The following is a 25,067-nucleotide window of genomic DNA, read 5'->3' as shown; positions in this document are numbered from 1 at the left end:
TTTTTAATGAAGAATCCTTTTCTTGGTTGGTTGAATAAAGACGGTTACAGAGCATCCTGGCCCTTGGTCTCCGCAAGCCGCTCTGCAGCATTGCGGCCGAAGAGCCAGAACATCGCCGGCGTCAGGAAGGTGTCCAGGAGCGTCGAACTGATCAGGCCGGAAAAGATGACGACAGCGACCGGATGAAGAACCTCGGTGCCCGGCTGCTCGGCTTCGAACAGCAGCGGAGCCAGCGCAAATGCAGTCACGAGCGCAGTCATCAGCACCGGCGCCAGCCGCTCGAGCGAGCCGCGAACAATCATCTTCTGGTCGAAGCTTTCACCTTCGAAACGCATCAGATTGACGTAGTGGCTGACTTTCAGGATGCCGTTGCGGACCGAAATGCCAGCCAGCGTGATGAAGCCCACAAGTGCCGCCACGGAAAGCGGCTGGCCCGAGAGCCACAAGCCCACGACCGCACCCACAAGGGCCAACGGAATGTTCGCCATGATGAGCAGCGAGAGCTTGGTCGACTGGTAGCGGCTGTAGAGCACCACGAACATCAAGGTCAGGGAAACCAGCGACAGCAGGCCGACCAGCCGGGAAGCTTCTTCCTGCGCCTGGAACTGGCCGCCGAGCGTCACGAAGTAGCCTTCGGGCAGCCGGGTCTGCGCCACGACGCGCCGCATGTCCGTCACGATGTCGGAAAGCGCGCGCCCCTGCGCGTTGGCCGACAGGACGATGCGCCGCTTGCCGTCGTCGCGGCTGATTTGATTCGGGCCGTCGCCTTCTTCGATGGAGGCAAGCTTCGACAGCGGGACACGGCCGGACGGCGTCTCGATGAGGATATGCTGCAGCCCTTCTGCGGAGCGTGCGGATTCCGGCAGCTTCACGACCAGCGCGAAACGGCGGCCACCCTCGACGATCTGCGTGACCTTCTCGCCCTCCACCAGGCTTTGCAGCGCCTTCAGTATCTGGGGCGCCGGGACGCCATACTGCGCCGCGGCCGCATAGTCCACCCGGACCTTGATCTGGGGCGCCAGGACCTGCTTCTCGATCTCCAGGTCGGCGATGCCCGGGATGGCCGCCAGCTTGGCGCGCAACACATCGGCCTGGCCGCGAAGCGTGTCCAGGTCTTCACCAAAGATCTTGATGGCAATCTGCGAGCGCACGCCCGAAAGCATGTGGTCGATGCGGTGCGAGATGGGCTGCCCGATGCCGATCGCGGCCGGCAGGTTCACAAGCCGAGCGCGAATATCGGCGGATATGTCCCCCATCGACCGTGTCAGCTCGCCCGGCGGCTTCAGTCCCACGTCCAGTTCGCTGACGTGCACACCCTCGGCATGCTCGTCGAGTTCGGCGCGCCCGCTTCGGCGCCCGACGTGCGTCACCTCAGGCACCTGCTTGATCAGCACTTCGGCCTGGCGTGCCAGCGCCGCGGTCTCGGCCAGCGTGACGCCGGGGTTCAAGCGCATTCCGACAAGCAAGGTCCCCTCGTTGAAGGGAGGCAGGAATGTCGTCGGGAAGAAGGGCACCGCCGCGAGCGACACCAGCACCGCGATGCAGCCGGCAGCGATGGCGCCCTTGGGTTGGCCGAGCACCTTCTGCAGGCCGCGCGCATACCGCGTCTTCAACCAGGCCAATAGTTTCGTGTCGCCATGGTCGAGCGACTTCATCCGTGGCAGCAGGTAGTACGACAGCACCGGCGTCACGGTCACCGACACGACGAGGCTGGCGAGCGTCGAGACGATGAACGCGACGCCCAGCGGAACGAACAGCCTGCCTTCCATGCCCGGCAATGCGAACAGCGGCACAAAGACGAGAACGATGATGATGGTGGCGTAGAGGATGGATGAGCGAACTTCCATGGTGGCTCGTGCAACGACTTCGACTGGATTGAGCCGATGGTCCGGATGCCTGGCCCGGTCTTCCCTCAAGCGACGGATGGCGTTCTCCAGCCCGACCACCGCGTCGTCGACCAGGCCGCCGACCGCGACGGCCAGGCCTCCCAGCGTCATGGTGTTGATGGAGAGGCCGAAGTACCTGAACACCAGCGCCGCCATCAGGATCGAGACCGGGATGGCGGTGAGAGCGATGACGGTCGGCCGCAGCGTGCCCAGGAAGAAGTACAGAATCACCGCGACGAACACCGACGCCCCGACGAGCTTCCACTTGAGGTTGTCGATCGAAGCCTCGATGAAACTGGCCTGTCTGAAGGTCACTCTCGGCGCGTCCATGCCTGCGGGCAGGGACGCCTTCATGCCGTCCAGGGCGGCCTCGATGGATTGGGTGAGCGAAATGGTGTCCGCCGTGGGCTGCTTCTGGATGCCCAGGATCACGGCGGGCTTGCCCTCGAAGCCCGCGTCGCCGCGCTTGAGCGCGGCAGCGAAGCTGACGTCTGCAATCTGGCGCAGCAGGATGGCCTGGCCATTGCGCGACGTGAGCGCCAGATTCTTGAGGTCGTCGAGCAGCGAGGTGCGGCCCAGATGGCGGATGAGGTATTCGCGGCCGTTGAGCTCCAGGAAGCCGCCCGAGGTGTTGGATGAAAAGCCCTTGAGCGCGGCCTCCAGCTGATCGTGCGTGATGCCCAGCTCTGCCATGCGCGTGGTGTTGGGCTGTACCTGGAACTGCCGTACCTCGCCGCCGATGGGAATCACCTGAGCAACGCCGGGAATCGCCATCAACCGAGGCCGGAGTATCCAGTCCGCGTACTCGCGCACCGCCATCGGCGAGATCTTCGCGGTCTCGACCGGGATCGCGATCTGCATGATCTCGCCCATGATGGAACTGATGGGTCCCATCCGGGGCACCACACCCGCCGCCAAGCCTTCTTCCATCGACGCCAGGCGCTCCGATACCATCTGCCTGGCGCGGAATATCTCGGTATCCCAGCCAAAGGTCACATAGAGGAACGACAGCCCGGCCGAGGACACCGAGCGAACGGTCTCGACGCCGGGCAATCCGTTCATCGTCGTCTCAAGCGGGAAGGTGATGAGCTGTTCCACCTCCTCGGCGGCCATGCCGCCCGCCTCGGTCATGATGGTGACCGTCGGTTTGTTGAGGTCGGGAAACACATCCACCGGTGTGCGCGACAGGGTCCACGCACCATAGGCCATCAACACGACGCTCGTGATCAGCACCAGCAGCCGATTGGACAGGCTGCTACTCAGTAGCCACTTGAACATGCGTGGCTCCCGTCAGCGGACTTGGTTGATGAGGCTTGCGCCTTGCGTCGCCACACGGTCGCCTGCCTTCAGGCCTGAAGTGACCGCTACCGACACGCCGTCGAGCGGCAGGGCGCTCACGACGCGCGGCTCGAACTTCTCCGGCGCGGTCTTGACCCACACGATGGTCTGGTTCGACGGGTTCTTCAACAGCGAGGCCGCCGGAACGGCAATGCCTTCCACCTTCGACCGCGTCTGCACATAGACCTTGACGGGTTGCCCGACCGCCAGCTTGGCCAGCGCCGCGCCGCGGGCCGTGAAACTCAGCGGCAGCGCCTGTTCGCGCAGCGTGCGAGCGGCGCCGAGGAACTGAAGCGATACGCGCTCGTTGCCGATGGCGAGCGTTGCACCTCCGACATTCGCCCCGAGCTCGGCGTCGAAGGAGAGCGCCTCGATGCTCAGCCGACCGGGGTCGACGATGTCATAGATGAGCTCTCTCGCATCGACCACCTGGCCTGCGACCACGTGGGACGAGGCAATGACGCCGGCCACCGGTGCAACCAGTGCTTCCCGTCCGGTCAGGCCAGCACTCACGGCGCTGGCTCGCGCACCCAGACTGGCGAGTTCTGCCTCGGCTGCTTCGATATCCTTTCGCGGGACTGTGTCCGACAGCTCCTTGAGCCTGGCCAGGCGCTTTTCAGCAAGTGCCCGAGAGGACCGCAGTTCCGCCAGTTGAGCGGATTGGACCGAGCGCTCCAGCGGGGCCGTGGACGGAACCACGTATGACAGAACCTCGCCTTTGCGAACCGGCTGACCGACCGTGGGCAAGCCTTGCGGACCCGGCTCGACGCGGCCGGCCGTCGTTGCTTGCACCTTGCCCCCGGCGTTCGGGTCCATCGTGACCTTGCCAGCCAGTTCGACGGTGCGCGCCAGTTCCTCGGTTTTGGCAACTGCGGTTCGCACGGAGAGCTGCCGCTGCGCCGGCTTCGGAAGGAAGACGCTGCCGTCGGGTTGCCGACTGGGGCCGTTCGAGCTTGCCGCCGGAGAGGACTCACCGTGGTTGTGGCCATGTTCGTCTGCAGCCCAGGCGGACGCGGCGCAGCCGACAAGGGCAGCGAATATGAACTTTGCAATCACGCTTCACCTCCCACGCGCGCACGTTGAGCGCCGGCGGCGCGTCGCCTGAGCCAGGCAAGCGCTGCGAGTACCAGAACGGCGCCGGTGGCCCACGCCGCGTACTGTGGCCAGCCGCGCTTGCGCGCGTCGTGAGCGGCAGCCTCCTCGTGCAAGTCCAGCTCTCCCGCCAGAAGGTCGGCGTCCTTGCCGGCCACGATGGAGGCGGTGACCGCGATGACGCCAGGCTTGATTTCTTGCGCAAGAGCGCCCTCGTACTGGCCTTCGGCGTGCTGTTGGAGCGCGACCTTGGCGCCACCGATTTCGAGCTCGACCTTCGCATCTTTCACGGGAGCGTTGTTCTCGAAGCTGTCGAGGTAGACGGTCAGCTGCTTGCCGTTGACCACGCCCACCAGTTCGAAGACTTCGGAGACGGCCGAAAAGCGCGGCAAGGCCGGGCCGCTGGGTGCGTCTGGCGCGCCATGGTCGTGACCGTGTTCGTCGGCTGCCGGGGCCGGCATGGCGCACACGGCGGCCACAAGGCCCAGGCCCGCCAGCATGTTTCTTGGATTCATTGCTTGTTCTTTCATGACTTACTCGGGCAACAGGCCGAGCGATTGGCGCCATTGCGAGATGGCTGCTGCGAGTTCGATGCGGCTGCGAGTCGCCTGGCGTTCGGCGTCGGTGGCCTCCTGTTCGACACGCAGGCGGGTTGGCAGGTCCGTTTCGCCGAGGCGGAAGGACTTCGCGAAGAAGGCGCGTGATTCGCCGGCAAGCCGACTGCGACGCTCCGCCGCCGCGACCGCTGTCGTGAGCGCAGCGACGCGCTCTCTTGCGGCTTGGACCTCCGCCTCGATACGCGCCTGCTCCAATGAAAGCTGGGTCTCGGCTTCGAGCTGTTCGGCACCGGCGGTCGCGATCTTCGATTCGCTGCGGCTGTGAGAACCGAGCGGAATGCGCACATCGACGACGAGCGCTTGGGCGTATCGCTCTCCGAGCTCTGCGCGTTCCCTGGAGACGCCGAGCCTCAACTCGGGATTGGCGCGTGTCTGTGCGCCGGCGAGTTCAGCCTGTCGCCGTGCGACGTCGGCCCGTGCCGCCAGTTCCCGCAGGGTTGGATGCGTGGCATCGGGCATTGCCGCCGGCGGGGCTACTTCAGATATGACCTCATCCCTGGCAGGCGCTGCCTTGCCGGTCAGGGAGATCCAGCGTTGGGCCGCCTGCGACAACGCGACGGTCGCTTCGGCGACCGCGCTGTCGGCCGCAGCCACCGCGCCCTCCGCTTGGTGGCCATCGGAGCGCGCCAGGTCGCCCGCCTTGACGCGCCGAGCGACGTCCGCGGCAAGCTGCTGCGCATTCTCCAGGCGCTGCTGCGCCAGCGAACGCTCGAGGCGAGCGCGCTGATGGGCCCAGTGGGCTTCGCGGACCTCGGCGGCCAGTCGCCACCGCGTTGCGAGCAGCCGCGCCTCCACTGCGTCGGATTCGGCCGAGGCGGCTGCCAGCGAGCGCGAGCGTTCGCGTGGCAGCCATAGCGGCACAGCGACAGTGGCTTCGTACTCGCGAGCACCGCTGTTGTTTGTTGTCCGGTCGCTCTTGGCGGTCAAGTCCAAGGCAGGCGGCTCTGGGCTCCAGCGCTGCGCCGCACGCTCGCCGGCGACTGCAGCGTCGCGGCGCAACGCTGCGGCGCGCTGTTCGGGCTGACGCGCCCATGCGGCTTCAAAGCCTTGCTTGATGGTGTCGCCACCCGTCGGCGGCAGTTGCGCTTGCGCGGGCAATCCGCAGGCCAGAAAGGCAGCTGCCAGCGCACCGGGAATATCCCAGCGTCTTCTTCTCATGTGAAATCTCGTCGCGATGGCGGGCGCGTGTGCCCGCTGGTTCATGAACCCGACGAGGGGCGGGCGCACCCGGAGGGCGCCGAAGAAAACACCGCCTCGTCAGCCTGTCAGCTGACGAGCGTCAATGGCGGTCTGAGGAGCGTTTCGACGAAGCGGTCAGGCACTGCTGACGCGTATGGCACGTAGAAGATGCGGTAAGCGGGAGGCCTGGTGCCGTTGTCCGAAGCGGGAATCACGGCCGAGCTCAACCCGTGGCAGACGCCGCAATCGGGGTGGTCCGCGAGCGAGCCCGCCTGGCTGTCGCCCTTTTGCTCATCGGCATGTGCCGCGCCCTGATGCGCGTGCTCGTGATGGCCGAAGTGGGTGGCCTGACCCTGGTCTTCATGCGCGCAGACGCTTGCCGCCGAGGCCCAGGACCACTGGAGCGGTAGCAGGAGCATCAACACGATGTAGAGGATGCGGCGCATGAAGGGCGCGAGTCTAGCAAAGCAGCCGATAGCGCCGGTTCGCGAAGGGTTGTTGTCAGCGTCGATATGCAAACTGCGGAACAGACTGGTTGACAAGTGGGCTATCCGCGATGCACAGCGATCGGCCCCTGGGACGGATTCGTCGCGATGACTGGGCGCCGCTCGCACGCGCAGTCAGTCTTTGGCGTCAAGATCGTTGACCGGGTACGCTTCGCGCATGCACCAACTGCCCGTCCGCCTTCTGCCCGGCTGCGATCTCAGGCTCGCCCTGGAGTCACTGGGTCGTGATCAATTTCAGGATGGTGCCTTCGTCCTTTGCGGGATCGGCAGTCTCATCGATCCAAAACTTCGACTCGCCGGAGAGAGCGAGGAGTCTCGTTACGAGGGGCCATTCGAGATCCTCACGCTGTCTGGCACAGTGACCCGTCAGGGCGCCCATCTGCACATGAGCATCGCGTCTTCAGAAGGACATGTTAGGGGCGGACACGTCGTGTATGGCAACGTGGTCAGGACCACCGCCGAACTGCTTCTTGTGCAGGCACCGGAATGGGAGTTGCTGCGCGAGCGTGATGCGGCGACTGGGTTCCTCGAACTGGTTGCGAGTCGTCGGCAAGTCAAGGACAAGCCTTGACCAGTCGGTGTCATTCGTTCAATTGCGCGTCGTGACTGAGTCAACTGCAGAGTTCATGCGATGGCTCCGTGAGGAGTCTTCAGAAAAACGGGTACGGCCCCTCGAACTCACCGATGTAACTGATGTGGCTGACCAGACCCTCTGCCGTCCACAGATGGAGGAGGCACGCCGGAGGGCCAGCATATGAACACGGCTCTGCGCCAGGGGCCAAGCGCAAGGCAATTTGCGTCGTGGTGCTTGGGCACGCTATTACAACCGTGCCGGCCCATCGACGAACCATAGAGCGGTGAACGTGGCCGCAAAGCACAGCTTCGATGTTTTTTCGTCCCTCGATGATCGAAGCCAGTAGACCGCCCTCGAAGTATCGATAGTCGTCCAGATAGGGGATGCCGGAAGTGAACGGCGGGTGGTGCATCAGCACCAGCGTCGGCTTTTCCAGGTCGGCATCCAGCGTGGCCCGAAGCCATTCCAGTCCATCGGCTGTCACGTCCCCGTGGTGCTCGCCCGGTGGGCATGAGTCCAGGGCAACGATTCGCACCGGAAACTCGTCAACACAGTAGTGCAGTGGACCTTCCGCAGGCAGGTAGGCGTGGTTGTAGAACGCCGTGGTGAAGTTCACCCGTTCATCATGGTTCCCAGGAACAATCAGGTAGGGCAAGTCCAGTGCCTTGAGCAACTCGCACACGTTCGCGTACTCGTCGGCGTGCCCCTCGTCCACGAGATCCCCAGTCAGCAGCACGAGGTCGGGACGGCGATCCAGGCCTCGCAGGTGCTCGATGGCTTCAGCGAACATCCGATTGGAGTCCACGAGGCCTTTGTAAAGCTCGCCCCTTCGGCGCACATGTACATCAGACAGTTGGGCGATCAGCATCGGGGGCCTTGTTCCTGCAGATTGGTCATCCTATCGCCCTACGGACGAACCAGCGTTTGAGTCTGTCAGAACGTCCAAGTCCTTGATGCGCAACGCCCCGGCCTTCGATCCTGGCCGCCGATCGACATCAGGCGTCGCGACGCACGCGCTGGCCCTGCGCATCGATGACTGCTTCTCCGTCTTCCTTCGTGAACGCACCGCGTTGCGGCGACGGAAGAATGTCCAGCACGAGTTCCGACGGCCGGCACAGCCTCGTGCCCAGCGGCGTCACGACGATCGGGCGGTTGATGAGGATCGGGTGCTCCAGCATCAGCTCGATCAGCTGCTCGTCGGTCCATTTAGGGTCGTCGAGGCCGAGCTCGCCGTAGGGCGTCCCTTTCTGGCGCAGCAGTTCGCGTGGCGTGATCCCCATCGCCTTGATCAGGCCGGTCAGGGTATCGCGGCTCGGCGGCGTCTTGAGATATTCGACGACGTGCGGCTCGGCGCCGCTGTTGCGGATCAGGGCCAGCGTGTTGCGCGAGGTGCCGCAGGCCGGGTTGTGAAAGATGGTGATTTCAGGGTCTTGGGATTGCATGCATACTATTATGCAAATATTATTGAACTATGGAAGAGAATGATGTCGTCAGGTCCCTGGCTGCGCTGGCCCAGCCGGTGCGTTTGCAGGTTTTCCGCGCGCTGGTCGTGGCGGGCCCCGGTGGCCTGACCCCCGGTGCGCTGGTCGAAAGCCTGAACGTGGCGGCGACCAGCCTGTCCTTCCATCTCAAGGAGCTGATGCATTCGGGGCTGGTCTCGCAGGAGCGCAACGGCCGCAACCTGATCTATCGCGCTTCCTTCCAGCAGATGGATGCGCTGCTCGGCTATCTCACCGAGAACTGCTGCCAGGGCGAGCAATGCCTCGCCGCGGCGGAACAGGACTGTTCGTGTTGAAGGAGATCCCATGAAGCGATTCCACGTGCACCTCAACGTGCAAGACCTCGAGGCGAGCATCGCCTTCTATTCCAGGCTGTTCGCGTCCGAACCGGCGCGCGTCGAAAGCGACTATGCGAAATGGATGCTCGCGGACCCACCGCTGAATTTCGCGGTCTCGACCCGCGGCGGCGCCCTTGGCGTCGATCATCTGGGCCTTCAGGCGGAGAGCCCGGAAGAGTTGGCCGAACTGAAGGCCCGCGTGCAAGGCGCGGACACGCAGCTTCTCGATGAAGGGGCGACCACCTGCTGCTACGCGCGCAGCGAGAAGCACTGGGTCACCGATCCGCAAGGCGTGGCCTGGGAGCAGTTCCATACGCTCGGCAACATTCCCGTGTTTCGAGAAGCAAAGGCGACGGAGACTACCGTTGCCGCTTGCTGCTCTTCGGCGTCTTCCTCCTGCTGCTGAGTGAATCCACCTGAATGACGATCAACGTCCTCATCCTCTGCACTCACAACTCGGCGCGCAGCGTGCTCGCCGAAGGCATGCTGAACCACCTGGCAGCGAAGGCCGGCAAGGACGTGCGTGCCTTCAGCGCTGCCAGCGCACCCAGCGGACGTCTCAATCCCTTCGCACTGGAAGCGTTGACCAATGTCGATGTTGATGTGTCGTCCTATCGCAGCAAGAGCTGGGACGAATTCGTCGGCGACGACAAGCCGGCGATGCGCATCGTCATCACGGTGTGCGACAGCGCGGCGCAGGAGACCTGCCCGTACTGGCCCGGTAGCCCCGTCAAGGTGCACTGGGGGTATCCCGATCCTTCCAACGCGCTCGGCGACGACGAGGGCAAACGCGTGGCCTTCGAGCTGACACGGCAGGCCATCGCCTACCGCATGACCCAACTGCTGGCCCTGCCGCTGGAATCCATGAGCAACGCAGACCTGCAGCAGGCGCTCACCGCGATCTCGCAGAGCTGACGGCATGGCTGATCTTCCTCGCAAGCTGCTTGCCGAGATGCTGGGGACGGCGCTTCTGCTCGCCGTCGTGATCGGCTCCGGCATCATGGCCGAGCGCCTGTCCGGCGGAAACACCGCCGTGGCCTTGCTGGCCAATACCCTGGCCACCGTCGGCGGCCTGTACATCCTGATCGAGGTCTTCGGCCCGATCAGCGGCGCGCACTTCAATCCGGCCGTCAGCGCAGTGATGGCCATGCGCCGCGAGCTTCCCGCATCGAGCCTGGTGCCCTACGTGGCAGCGCAGCTCGTCGGCGCGATGCTCGGCGCCTGGCTGGCCCACGCGATGTTCGACATGAGCATCCTGCAGTTCTCGACCAAGCTGCGAAGCGGAACGGGGCAATGGATCGCCGAAGCCGTGGCCACGGCGGGGCTGCTGCTGGTCATCCTGCGCGCCCCGGCAGGCCGTGCGCCGGCCATGGTCGCGGCCTACATCGGCGCTGCCTACTGGTTCACCGCGTCAACTTCGTTCGCCAATCCGGCGGCGGTGTTCGGCCGGATGTTCAGCGACAGCTTTGCCGGCATCGCGCCCGCCAGCGCGCCGGGCTTCGTGCTCGCAGAGTTGATCGGGGCGCTCATCGGCCTGGCCATCCACAACGCCTTCGAGCCGCGCCTGCATCCTGCCGGCCACCCCAACGTGATCGAATCCTCGGGCCAGAATCAGATCGCAGAATGAGCCGGCTCACGACAGTGGCAGCCTTGGGCACCGCGCAGACGCTGGCCTGGGCTTCGTCGTACTACCTGCCCGCCATGCTTGCGGTGCCGATGGCGCGCGATCTGGGCATGGCCTCCGCGACGGTCTTCGCCGCGTTCTCGGTGGCGCTGATCGTCTCTGCCGCGCTCGGGCCCTATGCGGGCCGCGCGATCGACCGCTTCGGCGGGCGACCGGTGTTGATCGCAAGCAACCTCGTGTTCGCTGCCGGCCTGGCTGCGCTGGGATGGGCCGACAGCACGCCGCAGCTGTTCCTGGCCTGGGCGCTCATGGGCATCGCGATGGGCAGCGGGCTCTACGAAGCCGCCTTCGCCACCGTGGTGCGCCTGCACGGCCAGGAGGCGCGCAGCGCCATCACCGGCATCACCTTGTTCGCTGGCTTCGCGAGCACCGTCGGCTGGCCCGCGTCGGCGGCGCTCGAATCGCACTTCGGCTGGCGCGGCGCCTGCATGGCCTGGGCCGGGCTGCACCTGCTGATCGGCTTGCCGCTCAATGCCTGCCTGCCCAGGCTCCCGCGCGCGAACACGGCGGATGCGGCTGCACCGGCGAAGCCGGAGCCCGCTGCGCTGCTTTCAGAAGCCGAGGCGCGGCGCGCCGCTTTCCTGATGGCCTACGTGTTTGCCGTCACCTGGTTCATCAGCACCGCGATGGCCGCGCACCTGCCGAGCGTGCTGCAAGCGGCCGGTGTGGGCTTCGCGCTGGCCGTGTCCTTCGCCGCGCTGGTCGGGCCGGCGCAGGTGGCGGGACGCGTGCTGGAGTTCACGGTGCTGCAGCGCTTTCATCCGCTGCTGTCGGCGCGCCTGGCTGCCATGGCGCATCCGCTCGGCGCAGTGGCGATCGGGCTCGCGGGCGCGCCGGCCGCGGCGGTGTTCACGGTGCTGCATGGTGCGGGCAACGGCATCCTCACGATCGCGATCGGCACCTTGCCGCTGCTGTTGTTCGGTTCGCAGGGCTACGGCCGGCGGCAGGGGCTGCTCATGGTGCCCGCGCGCCTGGTGCAGGCAGGCGCACCCTTTCTCTTCGGCCTGAGCCTGGACCGCTGGGGCGCCGGTGCGCTGTGGCTGTCGGCCTTGCTGGGGCTCTCGGCCTGTGCTGCGCTGTGGTGGATGCCGGCGGGAGCGCGGAGCAGCCCGGCCGGCGGTGCGCGCTGAGTTCAACCCGCTGTGGAAAGCTTCCACAGCGCTGCACCCGGAAAGCGGCCCAGGGCGGCAGAGAGGCGGATGGCTCCGCCCTGCACGACGATCGTCTCGCCGGTCAGCACGTTCGCGAAAGCAGCACCGTCGGCCGCGTCCGGCAGGCGCACGCTCGTGTCCTGCCACGCCTCGCCGAGCGGCGGTTCGCCCTCGGCGCTGTCGAGGCCGGTGAAAAGCCGCCCTGCGATCACAACCAGCGTCTGCTCTTTGTGACGGCGCGCGAAAGCGACCACATGCGCGGCCTGCACGCCGCTGGCGCCCAGGGGCTCGTAGCGTCCCTCCCGGAACAGCACAGGCTGCGCGCGCCGAAGCGACAGCATGCGCCAGACGAGCCAGAGCTTGGCCCGGCCGTCATGGGGCTCGCGCGCGAGCGCATTCACGCGCGCCGGCATGTCGGGCGCCTTCGCCAGCGCCTCGAGCTCGTTCAGGCGCTGCTCGCGAAGGCGGAAATCCACCGGACGGCGGTTGTCGGGATCGACCAGGCTCAGGTCCATCAGTTCATTGCCCTGGTACAGGTCGGGCACGCCGGGCGACCCGTACTTCAGCAGGGCGAGCGAGAGGCTGTTCAACGCGCCGAACCAGGCGAGCCTGGCGCCCATGATCTTCAGCTCGTCGAGAAAACGGTTGTCGGCTCCAGGCCTGAACAGCGCGCGCACGAAACCCTCGAGGGCGCGCTCGTAGCCTTCGTTGGGATAGGTCCATCGGGTGTTGAGCTTGGACTCGCGTGCCGCCTTCTGCATGTAGCGCACGATGCGTTCGACATAAGGCTCGCGCGCCGCGTCGTCCAGTCCGCCCGGTGGCAGCGTGCCCAGCAGCGTCTGGTAGAGCAGGTACTCGTCGGCGGCCGAAGGCGCGCCGGCCGGTGCGCCCCGGGCTTCCAGCCGCCTGCGTACCGGCCGGGTGAAGCCGTGCCAGCGTCGCAGCGCCAGGCGCCAGGCGGCCGGCATCTCCGACAGCACGTCGATGCGGCAGCGCACGTCCTCGGAGCGCTTGTTGTCGTGCGTGGAGGTGGCAAGCATGGTATGCGGCCAGCGCCGGCCGCGATCGGCGCTGGCCTCGTGGAACTCGGCAACCGTCCTGCCGAAGCGCGCCGGCTCGCCGCCGACTTCGTTGAGCGAGCTCAAGGGAAAGTAGCGATAGAAGGCAGTGTCCTCCACGCCCTTGGCCGTGACCGGTGAAGTGAACTGCTGGAAACGGATCGCCAGGCGCAGCACGCGCTGCTGGAGTTCGTCATCGGCGCCGGATACCGCGCGTCCGAGCAGCATCTGCTGCACGAAGTCATAGATCGTTAGATCGGCATCCTGGCTGCCGCGCTCCGCCTCGCGCCGGGCCCAGGCGATGAAGCGCTCGTCCTGCGCGGAGGGCGCATCGATGATGTAGGTCCGGTAGACCGGGAGGCAGGCCGCGATCTCGCCGAGCGCACGGCGCAGCGCATTGAAGGTGTAGTCGCGCGTGCGCCGATCGGCCCGCGCGATGCGCAGCAGTTCGGTGGCCAGCACGGTGAGCTCCGAGGCCAGCGCGCTCTGCATGATGTCGCGCTTGCCGTCGCGCGCCAGGGCCTCGAAGTCTTTCTCGACGCCGGTGAAATTGCGCCAGATCTTCTCGAACTTCGTGGCCGCGGCAGTGTCGACGAACAGGCCGTTGGCCACGTTGGCGAAGCGGTAGCCGGTGGTGCCGTGCACATGCCAGTCTTCGGGCACCTCCTCGTCTTCGGCGACGATCTTTTCCGCCACCACGTAGAGCGGGCGCGCGGGCCGGCCTGCCGCATCGTGCGCTGTCAGCAGCAGGCCAGCGCGCCGCGCATAGCCTTCCTGGAGCTGGCGGAAGTAGCGCGCCGGATCGTAGAGGCCGTCCGGATGATCGATGCGCAAGCCCTCCACGCGGCCGGACGCGGCCAGGTCGAGCGCGAAGGACTGCGTGGCCTCGAACACCTCGTCGCGTTCCATGCGCAGCCCGGCGAGCGAATTGATGTCGAAGAAGCGGCGGTAGTTGATCTCGTCCGCGGCCACGCGCCAATAGGCGAGCCGCCAGGCCTGCGTTTCGATCAGCGCATGCAGCTCGTCGCGCATGCCCGGCAGGTTGAGCTCGGCCACCCGCGCCGTGATCGCGCGTGCCACGTCCGGATTGCGGGCGGCAAGACGGGACAGATCGGCCTTGAGCAGTTCCTTGTCGCGCGCGCGCTCGGCGCGGGCGACGGGATCCTCGGCATCGCGGCCCGGCAGCCGGCCGAAGGCGGAGGCCGTGCTGGCCAGGCGCGCCGCGAGCTCCGCATCGCCCTGCTGCGTCTCGGCGCCCGCGAGCACGCGCGGATAGCTCTCCGGCGCCAGCGGAAAGCGGTGTTCGAAGTAGTGCAGCGCCAGGCTTCCGGCTTCCTCGTCGAAGCGCAGCACCAGATCGCCGCTGGTGAGCACGTCGCCATAGTGGTCGCCCAGCACCGGCACCAGCACCTTGCCCGCGAGCTCGGGATTGAGCGGCTGCCAGTCGATGTCGAAGTGCTGCGCGAACAGCGAAGCGGGTCCGTTCTCCAGCACGTCCATCCACCATGCGTTGTCGGCGCCCATCACGCCCATGTGGTTGGGCACCAGGTCCAGCAGCTGGCCCATGCCGTGTTCGCGCAAGGCCGCGACGAAGCGATCGAAGCCTTCGCGCCCGCCGAGTTCGGGGTTGATCTCGTCGTGTGCGACGACGTCGTAGCCATGCATGCTGCCCGCGCGGGCGCGCTGGATCGGCGAGCAGTAGATGTGGCTCACGCCCAGGCGGGCGAGGTAGGGGAGGATGCGAATGGCATCGTCGAAGCCGAAGTCCTTGTGGAACTGGAGCCGGTAGGTGGCGCGCGGCACCAGGGTGCTGCTGCCGCGGCGCTCGCTGCCGGGTGCGCGGCGCGGCCGCGATGCGGCCATGGTGGTGCACAGGCCCGAGACTTCTTCGCTCGCCGCCAGCGCCTGCAGATCCAGCGGCAGTTTGCGCTGCCAGTTCGGCTGCTCCGCGGTGGTGCCGGGCATGTTGACCTGGTCCGTGACGCCGAGCGCGTCCTCGAACTGCACCATCATGATCGTCGAGGGTGCAGCGGCAAGAAAGGCGTGGACCGCCTCCACCGTGCGCGGCGCCGGCGTTGGGCGGCCCGTGGCCTCGGCGACTTCCTCGGCCGACAGCAGACCCGCGTGCTCGAGCTGCAGAAGCAGCCCCACGCGCTCCCGCGCGCGATCGCGGAGCTGCTTCTCGAACAGCGCCAGCTCGGGAAACAGGCCGAGCTGCAGCCGCAACCGCAGGTCCTCTCCGCTCCACCATCCGGCGAGGGTCGGCAGATCGTGCGTGCCGATCGCGGCCAGCGCGTCGGGCGGGTAGTCGGCCGCGGACTTGAACTCGCCGTCGTCGGTGCGTTCGAAGAACAGCACGCGGTAGGACAGCACGTCCACGCGCGCCAGCGCCTCGCGCATCTCCGGCGCCACCGTGCCCAGGTCTTCGCCGATCACCATGCAGCGGTTGCGCCGGCTCTCCAGCGCGACGATCGCGAGCAGCTCGGCTAGCGCGTAGTGCACGTAGGCGCCATCGGTGGCGCTTCGTCCGGGCGGTATCCAGAACAGGCGCATCAGCCCCATCACGTGGTCGATGCGCAGCGCGCCGGCGCTCTTCATATTGGCGCGCAGCGTGTCGATGAAGAGGCGGTAGCGGTCGGCGCGCAGGCGATCCGGCCGGAGCGGCGGCAGGCCCCAGCCCTGGCCACCGGGATTGAACTCGTCCGGCGGCGCGCCCACGCTTGCGCCGGCAGCAAAGCAAGTGCGTTCGCTCCAGACCTCGGAGCCCGCGCGGTCCACCGACACCGCCAGATCGAGGTACAGGCCGACGCCCAGCCCCAGCGCCTTGCAGCGCGCGTTGGCGCGCTCGAGCTGGCATTCGGCCAGCCATTGCAGGTACTGGTGGTACTGCACGCGCTCGGCATGCTGCTGTGCGAAGGCGGCGACCTCGGCGCCGGCCGGATCGCGAAAGGCCTCGGGCCATGCCGGCCAGCCCCAGACCGCGTCGTCGGCCGCGTGGAAGTGGGCCTGCAGCGCCTCGAACAGGGCGTGGCCGTACAGCGCTTCGCCGCCTTCGGCCACGAAGGCCAGGAAGGCGCGGCCCGCATCGTCACGCGCGTTGCGGCCGTCGGCTGACAGATGCTGTTCGCGAAACTGCGCGTAAAGAAGCTTCAGCACCTCGAACTTCGCTGCGGCCACGGCCGCGTAGTCGACCAGCGGCGCTTCGCGCAGGCGCGCGAGCCGGGTCTGGAATTCGAGCGAGTGCACGAGCTGCCGGGCCGCGTCGCAGGCGGCGAAGCCATCGACCGCCTCGACGTCGATGTAGAGCACATTGAGATGCCGGCGCGAGGACGGGCTGTAGGGACTCGCATGGGCCGGGTTGTGCGGGAAGAGGGCGTGCAGCGGATTGAGTCCGACGATGTCGGCGCCGCGCGCGGCCATCTGCGTGACCAGCTGCTCAAGATCGCCGAAGTCGCCGATGCCCCAGTTGCGCGCGGAACGCAGCGCATACAGCTGCACCGCGGGCCCCCAGATGCGGCCGCCGTGCTGCAATGCCGCCGGGCGCCAGCAGCGTGCGGGGGCGCTCACGATCAGCATCTCGCCGACCGGGCCGGCCAGGCCCTCGATGCTGAGGCGGTGGTAGCCGGCCGGCAGCGCAAGCGAAAACGAGAGCTCGCGCTCGCACCAGCGCACGCCATCGAGCTCGGCGTGCGCAAGCTCGGGCAGGGCCAGCGCGTCGAGTTTGCCCTGGTGCCGCGGGCCGGATTCCTCGTCCAGCTGCCAGCGCAGCCGGCCGGTCGTTTCGGGAAGGCGCAAGTGCAGTTGCCACGTCGGCGCCGCAGCTTGGATCGCATGCACCGGCGGCAGGCCTTGCGTCCATGCGGCGCGGCGGGCCGCGGCGAGCGCGTCCTCGGCCGTCGTGGTGGCATCGATGCGGACGTCGAGCTCCGCCAGCAAGGCGACCAGGCTGTTGCGCGGCACCGGACGGCGCGTTCGCCAGACGTCCTCGTAGTCGGTGGCGATGCCGAAGTGTGCACACAGCGGGCCCAGCGCCTCGTCGTCGTCGACGATGCGCGCGGGCTCAGTCAAGGCGGACCTCCTCCTGCAGTGTCGCATGCACCGCGCCGGGCGCCAGGTTCAGCGGCGTGGCATTCGTGGTCTGCGCCGCACCGATGGACCAGAGCAGGTCGCCGGGCGGCGCCGCGCATGCCATTTCCTCGAGGCCGAAGTTCGCGAGCAGATGCAGCGCTGCCGCCGACCCGAGCGTCCAGTCGACCTGCAGCAGCGCGCCCTCGCAGTGGAAACGGCCGGCGCCGCGCTGGCCCGCCAGCAGGGGCACCAGGCGCTGCTGTCGCAGGGCCAGCAGTTCGCGCAGCTCGGCGAGGCGGGCGCTGTGATGGGGGACATCCCTCTCCTCCCAGCGCAGCTTGGACGCCATGAAGGTGGACTCGGCATTGGGATCGGGAATGCGCGAGCGCGCCGCCTCGTCCTTGAAGGCGGTGAAGCGGCCGAACTCCTCGCGCCGGCCGCGCGAGACGGCGGCGGCGAGCTCGGGTCCGAAGTCGCAGAAGTACTGGAACGGCGTCGACGCCGCGAATTCCTCGCCCATGAACAGCATCGGCACATGCGGCGACAGCAGCACGCAGGCCATGGCCGCGCGCAGCATCGCCGCGTCGCCCAGCCTGTGGATGCGTTCGCCGAAGGCGCGGTTGCCGACCTGGTCGTGCGTTTGCAAGAAGGAAACGAAAGCGGCGAGCGGCAGGTGCGTGGACGGCTCGCCGCGCGGCTCGCCGCTGCGAAAGTGCGAAGGCTGGCCCTGGTAGATGAAGCCTTCGGCCAGCGCGCGCCCGAAGCGCGCCACCGGCGCGTCGGCATAGTCGGCGTAGTAGCCGTCGGCCTCGCCGGTGACCAGCACGTGGGCCGCATGGTGGAGGTCGTCGTTCCATTGGGCCGTGCCCGCGAGCGGAACGCCGCGGGCGTCGCGCTCGAGCAGTGAAGCCTGGTTCGCATCGTTCTCCAGCACCACGTGCACATGCCGCTCGCGGCCCGGCCCGTCGTGCAGCGCCTCGCAGATCTCGCGCACGATGTGCTTGCCGGAATCGTCACGTATGGCGTGGATCGCGTCCATCCGCAGGCCGTCGAAGCCGAACTCCTCGACCCAATAGAGCGCGTTGTGGATGAAGAAATCGCGCACCGTCCGGGACGCCTCGCCGTCGTAGTTGATGGCCGAACCCCACGGCGTCTGGTGCGCGGGGTTGAAGAACTGCGGGCAGTAGGCGTGCAGGTAGTTGCCTTCGGGGCCGAAGTGGTTGTAGACCACGTCGATCAGCACCATCAGGCCGAGCCCGTGGGCGTCGTCGACCAGCGCCTTGAGCTCGTCCGGCGTGCCGTAGGCGGCGTCCGGCGCAAAGGGCAGCACCCCGTCGTAGCCCCAGTTGCGCTGTCCCGGAAAGTCGGCCAACGGCATGAGCTCGACCGCGGTGATGCCCAGCTCGGCCAACGCGTGAAGGCGTTGCCGCGCGGCCGCGAAAGTGCCTTCGGCCGTGAAGGTGCCGACGTGCAGTTCGTAGACCACCGCCTCCTCCCACGGCCGGCCGCGCCAGGCCCGGTGCTGCCATGCATAGGCCGCCGGGTCGACGATGCGGCTCGCGCCGTGCACGTCCTCCGGGTTGAAGCGCGAGGCCGGGTCCGGCACGCGCAGGCCGTCCGGCAAGCGGAAGCGATAGCTGTCGCCGGGCCGCGCCTCGTCCAGGTCGAGGCGGTGCCAGCCTTCCGCGTCGTGCAGCATGCGATGCGTGCGCGCGCCGGCGTCGGGCCCGTGCTCCAGCATCACCAGTTCGACGGCCGGTGCCCAAAGTGCGAAGCGCACGCCGCCCTCGGGCAGGACGCCGGCGCCGAAGGGCATGGGATGCACGCGCTTCACTCGGTGTTCCCCGCAGGGCGCGCGGCGCGGCTCAGCAGCACGAAGGACCGTCCTTGCAGCGGGTAGCTCGGCGAGGTCCAGGCCGGTGCTTCGCCGCAGGCGGCCTCGTTCTCGTCGGGCGGCAGGGCCTGCGTCGCGGTGTCGAGCATGAGGCGCCATGCGCCCTGGCCCCCGGACGGCAGCGTGAACGCGATCTCGTCGTGGTGGGCGTTGAAGAGCAGCAGGAAGTCGTCGTCGCGCAGCGCCTCGCCGCGCGGTCCCCGCTCGGTGATGCCGTTGCCGGAGATCAGCATCGCGAAGCATCTCGCATGGGCATCGTTCCAGTCTTCCGGCGTCATTTCGAGGCCGTCCGGCTTGAGCCAGCACACGTCCTTGACCGCGCTGCCTTCCAGCGGCTTGCCATGAAAAAAATTGCGGCGGCGAAAGGAGGGATGCGCGCGCCGCAGCGCGATCACGCGCTGCATGAAGGCGAACAGCGCGTCGCCCTCCGGCGTCGGATTCCAGTCCAGCCAGGCCGTTTCGTTGTCCTGGCAGTAGACGTTGTTGTTGCCGTTCTGGGTGTGGCCGCGCTCGTCGCCGGCCAGGATCATCGGCACGCCCTGGGACAGCAGCAGCGTGGCGATGAGGTTGCGCTTCTGCCGCTCGCGCAGCGCCTGGATCTCCGGGTCGTCGCTCGGCCCTTCGACGCCGCAGTTCCAAGACAGGTTGTGGCTGTTGCCGTCGCGGTTGTCCTCGCCGTTGGCCTCGTTGTGCTTCTCGTTGTAGGAGACCAGGTCCTGCAGCGTGAAGCCGTCGTGCGCGGTGACGAAGTTGATGCTGGCATGCGGCCGCCGGCCCGACCAGCCGTACAGGTCCTGCGAGCCCGTGAGGCGTTGCGCAAGATCGCCCATCACGCCGTCGTCGCCCTTCCAGTAGCCGCGCACGCCGTCGCGGAATCGGTCGTTCCACTCGGCCCAGCCGTAGGGGAAGTTGCCGACCCGGTAGCCCCCGTGGCCGAGGTCCCAGGGTTCGGCGATCAGCTTCACGCGGTTGAGCGTGGGGTCCTGGCGGATCGCATCGAAGAAGCCGCCGAGGTTTTCGACCTTGCCGGATTCGCGCGCCAGCGCCGCGGCGAGGTCGAAGCGGAAGCCGTCCACGTGCATCTCCTCGACCCAGTAGCGCAGCGAGTCCATCACCAGCTGCAGCGCGCGCGGATGCTCCAGGTTCACGGTGTTGCCGCAGCCGGTGAAATCGTCGTAGAAGCGGCGGTTGTCGGCGGTGGTGATGTAGTAGGAGGCGTTGTCGACGCCGCGCATGGACAGCGTCGGCCCCAGATGGTTGCCTTCGCAGCTGTGGTTGTAGACCACGTCGAGGATGACCTCGATGCCTGCCGAGTGCAGCGTCTTCACCATGGTCTTGAACTCCTTGACCTTGAGCGAGGCGCAATAGCGCATCTCGGGCGCGAAGTAGGCCAGGGTGTTGTAGCCCCAGTAGTTCTGCAGCCCTTTCTCCGCCAGGTGGTGGTCGTTCAGGAAGCTGTGCACCGGCAGCAGCTCGACGGTGGTCACGCCGAGGCGCTTCAGGTAGTCGACCACCGGCGCCGAACCGAGTGCCGCATAGGTGCCGCGCAGGTCCGTTGGCACCTCGGGGTGGGTCATCGTGAAGCCGCGCACGTGCAGCTCGTAGATCACCATGTCCTGCCACGAGATGTGCGGGCGGCGGTCGTCGCCCCAGGTGAATGCGGGCTCGAGCACGCGCCCCTTGGGCATCAGCGGCGCGCTGTCGCGGCGGTCGAAGGACAGGTCCTCGCGCTTGCTCCCGACGGTGTAGCCGTACAGCGCGTCGCCCCAGCGCAGTTGCCCGATCGTGTCCTTGGCATAGGGGTCGAGCACCAGCTTGTGCGGATTGAAGCGATGCCCCTCCTCGGGCTTGTAGGGCCCGTGCACGCGATAGCCGTAGGCCAGCCCCGGGCGCGCCTCGGGCAGGTAGCAGTGCCAGATGTCGTCGGTGCGCTCGCGCATCGCGATGCGCAGCCGCTCGTGGCGGCCCTTCTCGTCGAAGAGGCAGAGTTCGACCTTGTGCGCATGCTGCGAGAAGAGCGCGAAGTTGACGCCCTGGCCGTCCCAGTGGGCGCCGGGCGGATAGGGGCGGCCGGGCCAGACTGCGGTGATCTGATCGTTGGTCTTCATCTAGGGAGCTTGTCGTCTGGGCCGTCGCCGGGGTTCTTGCGCTCGCGCGGCCACCATTGCTCGATGCGCTCCGCGGCCCAGTCCTTGCCGCCCAGACCGAAGGCGAGCGCCAGCGCGAAGACCACGCCGGCCAGGATCACGAGGAAGCTTTCGCGAACGATGTCGCCGCCGACCTTGATCTGGTCGAGCGCGATCAGCACCACGAACACCATGATCGCGTACTGCGCGAGCTTGCCGAGGAACACGGCGTCCTGCAGCTTGATGTTGCGGCCATAGGTGGCGACGCTGTCGCCGACGAAGCGCGCAAAGTAGGAGCCGAAGGCCAGCACCAGCAGGGCCACGAAGATGTTGGGAACGAACCAGACCACGCGGCCCAGCAGGTCGGTGATGTAGGTCAGGCCGAGGCCGTTGAAGGCGATCAGGAGCGCGGCGAGGATCACCAGCCAGTACACCAGCACGCCGAACAGGCTGGTGGTGTCGCCGGGCATTCCGCCCTGCCGCAGGAAGTTGTCGAGGCCGGCGCGTTCGGTGAGCACGTTGAAGTTGATCGCGCGCAGGGCCTTGACGACAGTGAAGCGCGCCAGCTTGGCGAGCAGCCAACCGCCGAGCACCACGATCAGCGCGATCAGAAGACGCGGCAGGAATGCGCCGATCTGGAACAGGATGGCCCGCAAGGGCTCCAGGTGGATTCCGAAGCTTTCCATGATGCGTTTCTCCAGTCGCTCGATCAGCGCGATGAGCCGGCACCGTTCAATGCCAGCAGGCCCTGCAGCGGGACCTGGACCCAGTCGGTGCGATTGTTGAGTTCGTAGCGCAGCTCGTACAGCGCCTTTTCAAGTTCGAACAATTCGAGAAGATTCGCGTCGATCGGCGCCGCCGTTCCAGCCGAAGCCATTGTCGCCCGATAGGCCGAGAGGAAGGCATCCCGCGCGGCAAGCTCCCAGTCGCGCGCTGGTGCGTCGAGCCGCTGGAGCTCGTCGGCGTTCTGCGCCACGCGCCGCAAGGCCGACCAGCGCGCGTAGTTGAACGAGCGCAGCATGCCCGCGACGTCGCGCAGCGGCGAGCCCTTGGCGCGGCGCTCCTCGAAGCTGCGCGTGGGTTCGCCTTCGAAATCGATGATGACGAAATCGTTGTCGGCCACCAGCACCTGGCCCAGGTGGTAGTCGCCGTGGTAGCGGGTCTTGGTGCCGCCTTCGACGTTCCCGGCTGCCGCGCTGATGCGCCTTTGCAGCGCCTCGTGGCGCGACAGAAGGGCTTGCGCGTCCTCTTGCGCGGCCGGGGGAAGCAGCAGCAGGCGATCGCGCAGCAAGGCCAACGTGGCGGTGGCATCGACCAGTGCGCGCTCGCGCATCGCCTCAACGTCGCCCGGCTCGAACGGCTCGGGATCGAAGGCCGCGTCGCCCGTGCGCGCGGCCAGCGCGAGATGGAGCTCGGCGGTGCGCCGGCCGAGCACCACCATCAGCGCGAGGAAGCCGCCGTGGGCCTGGGCCGGTGCGGCCGCGGCGAAGGCATCGGCGCCCGCCGTACGCAGCTCTTCGAGGAAGCGCTCCAGATAGCCGAGCGTGTAGACCCAGCCGTCGCCCTGGTTGGTCACGTAGGCCTGGACCATCGCCAGCGTCACCACGCGGCCGTCGTCGCCGAGGTATTCGAGTGCGCCCAGGACCGGAACGCAATGCGGAAAGCGTGCGACGCTGGTCAGGAACCAACCCATCTCGAGCTCGGGATTCACGCCGTCGCGCAGGTTGCGATAGCCCTTGAGGAACAGGGTCTCGTCGAAGGTGACGACGGTGTTGCTGCTCACCGCGCTGGGGCGGGCCACGGGCAGCGCAGCGAGGGCTACGGGGAGGTCGCTGAACGCGTCGGTGGCCGTGAAGCGCAACCGGCCGGCGTTGGTGGCGATCTCCTTGCCGGCGCGGATGGCCTCGACCACCGCGCGGCAGAAGGCCTCGTCATAGAAGGCGTCGGCCATCACGCCCACGTTGGACTGCTGCCGCACCTTGGCCAGCGCGGCCGGCGTGAGGCGGTTGAAGCGCTCCTCGTCCTGCTCTTCCCATGCCAGCGCCAGCGGCACGAAGTAGGTCGACGCTTCGGGCGGGCCGTCGAGCTGCAGCAGCGGCAGCATCCAGCTGAATTCGCCGGCGTCCCACACCGCATGGTCGACCAGCCGCGCGCGCTCGATCGGCGTGCCCTTGGAGGCGTACCAGCGCTGGATCTCCAGAAAGCGCGGCAGCGTGTCGGTCTCGAACTGCGTCAGCATCCGTTCGGCCATGCCGATGCGCCACGGCATCACGCGGTCGCGGAAGAAGCTGGTCCAGCCGTCGAACAGCACCAGCGTCGGCCGGTCCTGCAGCCCGACGCCTTCCTGGTGCCAGCTCGGCATCTCGGCATCGGCAGCGAGGCGGAACCAGTAGAAGCCGTACGAGGGCAAGGTCAGCAGGTAGGGCAGCTCGCCGATGGGCGGGAAGGAGGTGCGGCCCAGCATCTCGACCGGCACCTTGCCCTTGTAGGCCGACAGGTTGAGCTCCACCGGCTGCGCCGCGCGCGAGAGGTTGAAGACCGTGAGGATGGTGTCCTCGTCGTACTCGCTCAGGTAGGCCAGGATCTTGCGGTTGCCGGGCTTCAGGAAGATGCGCTTGCCGCGCCCGAAGGCGTGGCTGGTCTTGCGCACGGCCAGCATGCGTCGCGTCCAGTTGAGCAGCGAGCTGGCGTCGCGCGCCTGCGCCTCCACGTTGAGCGCCTCGAAGCCGTACATCGGGTCCATGATCGGCTGCAGATAGAGGCGCTGCGGGTCGGCGCGCGAGAAACCGGCGTTGCGATCGGGGCTCCACTGCATCGGCGTGCGCACGCCGTTGCGGTCGCCGACGAACACGTTGTCGCCCATGCCGATCTCGTCGCCGTAGTAGATGATCGGCGAGCCCGGCATCGACAGCAGCATGCCGTTCATCAGCTTGACGCGGTCGAGGTCGTTCTCCATCAGCGGCGCGAGCCGGCGCCGGATGCCGACGTTGATGCGGGCGCGCAGGTCGGCGGCATACATGAGGTACATGTAGTCGCGCTCCTTGCTGGTCACCATCTCCAGCGTCAGCTCGTCATGGTTGCGCAGGAAGATGGCCCATTGGCAGCCTTCGGGAATCTCGGGCGTCTGCTGGATGATCTCGACGATCGGATGGCGGTCCTCCTGCGCGATCGCCATGTACATGCGCGGCATCAGGGGGAAATGGTAGGCCATGTGGCACTCGTTGCCCTCGCCGAAGTACTCGCGCACGTCCTCGGGCCACATGTTGGCCTCGGCCAGCAGGAAGCGGTTCTTGTAGCGGGCGTCGATGGCGGCGCGCAGCTTCTTGATCACCGCGTGCGTCTCCGGCAGGTTCTCGTTGCTGGTGCCGTCGCGCTCGACCAGGTAGGGAATCGCGTCCAGCCGGAAGCCGTCGACGCCCATGTCGAGCCAGAAGCGCATGGTCTTGAACACGGCCTCCAGCACCTGGGGGTTGTCGAAGTTCAGGTCCGGCTGGTGGCTGAAGAAGCGATGCCAGTAGTAGGCCTTGGCAATCGGGTCCCAGCTCCAGTTGGAGGTCTCGGTGTCGGTGAAGATGATGCGCGTGCCCTGGTAGAGCTGGTCGCTGTCGCTCCAGACGTAGAAGTCGCGCTCGGGCGAGCCGGGCGGCGCGCGGCGTGCGGCCTGGAACCACGGGTGGTCGCTCGAGGTGTGGTTGATGACGAGCTCGGTGATCACGCGCAGGCCGCGGCGGTGCGCCGCATCCAGCATCTCGCGGAAATCGTCCAGCGTGCCGTACTGGGGGTGCACGTTCTCGTACTCGGCGATGTCGTAGCCGTCGTCGCGCAAGGGCGAGGGGTAGAAGGGCATCAGCCAGATGGTGTTGACGCCCAGGTCCTTCACGTAGTCGAGCTTGGCCGTGACGCCCTTGAAGTCGCCGACGCCGTCATCGTTGGAATCGAAGAAGGCCTTGACGTTGAGCTGGTAGATGACCGCATCGCGGTACCACAGCGGATCGTCGCTGCTGTCGATCTCGACGGTTTCGAGAGCAATGTGCGGTACCGGAGCGTTCATGGGCGC

Annotated in this window: 18 protein-coding genes; 6 read left to right on the top strand and 12 right to left on the bottom strand. The window is 67.2% G+C overall.

Annotated elements, in window-relative coordinates:
* Positions 1–44: 44 nt before the first annotated feature.
* The 5 genes from ACSQ89_RS24060 to ACSQ89_RS24040 form a co-directional block, all read right to left on the bottom strand.
* Positions 45–3,164, bottom strand: a complete 3,120-nt coding sequence (locus ACSQ89_RS24060) for an efflux RND transporter permease subunit (protein WP_436293472.1) — start codon at positions 3,162–3,164, stop codon at positions 45–47.
* Between the two features lie 12 nt (positions 3,165–3,176).
* Positions 3,177–4,265, bottom strand: a complete 1,089-nt coding sequence (locus ACSQ89_RS24055; protein ID WP_436296630.1) for an efflux RND transporter periplasmic adaptor subunit — start codon at positions 4,263–4,265, stop codon at positions 3,177–3,179.
* Positions 4,266–4,276: 11 nt separating this feature from the next.
* On the bottom strand, positions 4,277–4,831 hold the full coding sequence (locus ACSQ89_RS24050; protein ID WP_436293474.1) for a hypothetical protein: 555 nt from the start codon (positions 4,829–4,831) through the stop codon (positions 4,277–4,279).
* An 18-nt stretch (positions 4,832–4,849) separates the two neighbouring features.
* Positions 4,850–6,091 (bottom strand): TolC family protein, encoded by a 1,242-nt coding sequence (locus ACSQ89_RS24045; protein ID WP_436296542.1) that lies wholly within the window; start codon positions 6,089–6,091, stop codon positions 4,850–4,852.
* Positions 6,092–6,198: 107 nt separating this feature from the next.
* Entirely contained in the window at positions 6,199–6,654 is a 456-nt protein-coding gene (locus ACSQ89_RS24040) for a DUF2946 family protein (RefSeq protein WP_436293476.1), read from the bottom strand.
* Between the two features lie 121 nt (positions 6,655–6,775).
* Here ACSQ89_RS24040 and ACSQ89_RS24035 point away from each other — a divergent pair, with 121 nt between their 5' ends.
* A complete protein-coding gene (locus tag ACSQ89_RS24035; RefSeq protein WP_436293477.1) occupies positions 6,776–7,189 on the top strand; it encodes a PPC domain-containing DNA-binding protein in 414 nt (137 codons plus the stop codon).
* A 79-nt stretch (positions 7,190–7,268) separates the two neighbouring features.
* Here the strand turns inward: ACSQ89_RS24035 and ACSQ89_RS24030 are convergent, their stop codons facing one another.
* Positions 7,269–8,060 carry a phosphodiesterase gene (locus tag ACSQ89_RS24030; RefSeq protein WP_436293478.1) on the bottom strand — a complete coding sequence of 264 codons (792 nt, stop codon included), beginning with the start codon at positions 8,058–8,060 and terminating at the stop codon, positions 7,269–7,271.
* A 127-nt stretch (positions 8,061–8,187) separates the two neighbouring features.
* The gene (arsC, locus tag ACSQ89_RS24025; RefSeq protein ID WP_093109707.1) at positions 8,188–8,634 is read right to left on the bottom strand and encodes an arsenate reductase (glutaredoxin); all 447 of its coding nucleotides are present in this window, start codon (positions 8,632–8,634) and stop codon (positions 8,188–8,190) included.
* 29 nt (positions 8,635–8,663) lie between these two features.
* Here arsC and ACSQ89_RS24020 point away from each other — a divergent pair, with 29 nt between their 5' ends.
* Genes ACSQ89_RS24020 through ACSQ89_RS24000 form a run of 5 tightly spaced genes read left to right on the top strand, consistent with a single transcriptional unit; the run spans position 8,664 to position 11,843 of the window.
* Positions 8,664–8,987 (top strand): ArsR/SmtB family transcription factor, encoded by a 324-nt coding sequence (locus tag ACSQ89_RS24020; RefSeq protein ID WP_093109706.1) that lies wholly within the window; start codon positions 8,664–8,666, stop codon positions 8,985–8,987.
* A gap of 10 nt (positions 8,988–8,997) precedes the next feature.
* A complete protein-coding gene (locus ACSQ89_RS24015; protein WP_436293479.1) occupies positions 8,998–9,435 on the top strand; it encodes an ArsI/CadI family heavy metal resistance metalloenzyme in 438 nt (145 codons plus the stop codon).
* Between the two features lie 14 nt (positions 9,436–9,449).
* Complete coding sequence (locus ACSQ89_RS24010; RefSeq protein ID WP_436293480.1) at positions 9,450–9,944, top strand: arsenate reductase ArsC; 495 nt, start codon at positions 9,450–9,452, stop codon at positions 9,942–9,944.
* Between the two features lie 4 nt (positions 9,945–9,948).
* On the top strand, positions 9,949–10,656 hold the full coding sequence (locus ACSQ89_RS24005) for an aquaporin (protein ID WP_436293481.1): 708 nt from the start codon (positions 9,949–9,951) through the stop codon (positions 10,654–10,656).
* Positions 10,653–11,843, top strand: a complete 1,191-nt coding sequence (locus ACSQ89_RS24000) for an MFS transporter (protein ID WP_436293482.1) — start codon at positions 10,653–10,655, stop codon at positions 11,841–11,843. The genes ACSQ89_RS24005 and ACSQ89_RS24000 overlap by 4 nt, the downstream gene beginning before the upstream one ends.
* A gap of 2 nt (positions 11,844–11,845) precedes the next feature.
* On the opposite strand, the gene ACSQ89_RS23995 is transcribed toward ACSQ89_RS24000, so the two are convergent.
* From ACSQ89_RS23995 to treS, 5 genes are read right to left on the bottom strand one after another with little or no spacing between them, the layout of a single operon-like run.
* Positions 11,846–16,990, bottom strand: coding sequence for a malto-oligosyltrehalose synthase (locus tag ACSQ89_RS23995; protein ID WP_436293483.1), 5,145 nt, complete (start codon positions 16,988–16,990; stop codon positions 11,846–11,848).
* Positions 16,983–18,824 (bottom strand): malto-oligosyltrehalose trehalohydrolase, encoded by a 1,842-nt coding sequence (treZ, locus tag ACSQ89_RS23990; RefSeq protein WP_436293484.1) that lies wholly within the window; start codon positions 18,822–18,824, stop codon positions 16,983–16,985. Before treZ ends, ACSQ89_RS23995 begins: the two co-directional genes overlap by 8 nt.
* The gene (gene glgX, locus ACSQ89_RS23985; RefSeq protein WP_436293485.1) at positions 18,821–20,992 is read right to left on the bottom strand and encodes a glycogen debranching protein GlgX; all 2,172 of its coding nucleotides are present in this window, start codon (positions 20,990–20,992) and stop codon (positions 18,821–18,823) included. The genes treZ and glgX overlap by 4 nt, the downstream gene beginning before the upstream one ends.
* On the bottom strand, positions 20,989–21,696 hold the full coding sequence (locus ACSQ89_RS23980; protein ID WP_093109698.1) for a mechanosensitive ion channel family protein: 708 nt from the start codon (positions 21,694–21,696) through the stop codon (positions 20,989–20,991). Before ACSQ89_RS23980 ends, glgX begins: the two co-directional genes overlap by 4 nt.
* A 23-nt stretch (positions 21,697–21,719) precedes the next feature.
* Positions 21,720–25,061 (bottom strand): maltose alpha-D-glucosyltransferase, encoded by a 3,342-nt coding sequence (treS, locus tag ACSQ89_RS23975; protein ID WP_436293486.1) that lies wholly within the window; start codon positions 25,059–25,061, stop codon positions 21,720–21,722.
* Between the last annotated feature and the right edge of the window lie 6 nt (positions 25,062–25,067).

The sequence above is a fragment of the Variovorax sp. LjRoot175 genome (assembly GCF_964253805.1).
Taxonomy (GTDB): domain Bacteria; phylum Pseudomonadota; class Gammaproteobacteria; order Burkholderiales; family Burkholderiaceae_C; genus Variovorax.
Note: the sequence above shows the minus strand (reverse complement) of the source record. Positions and strands in the feature narration are given on the sequence as shown.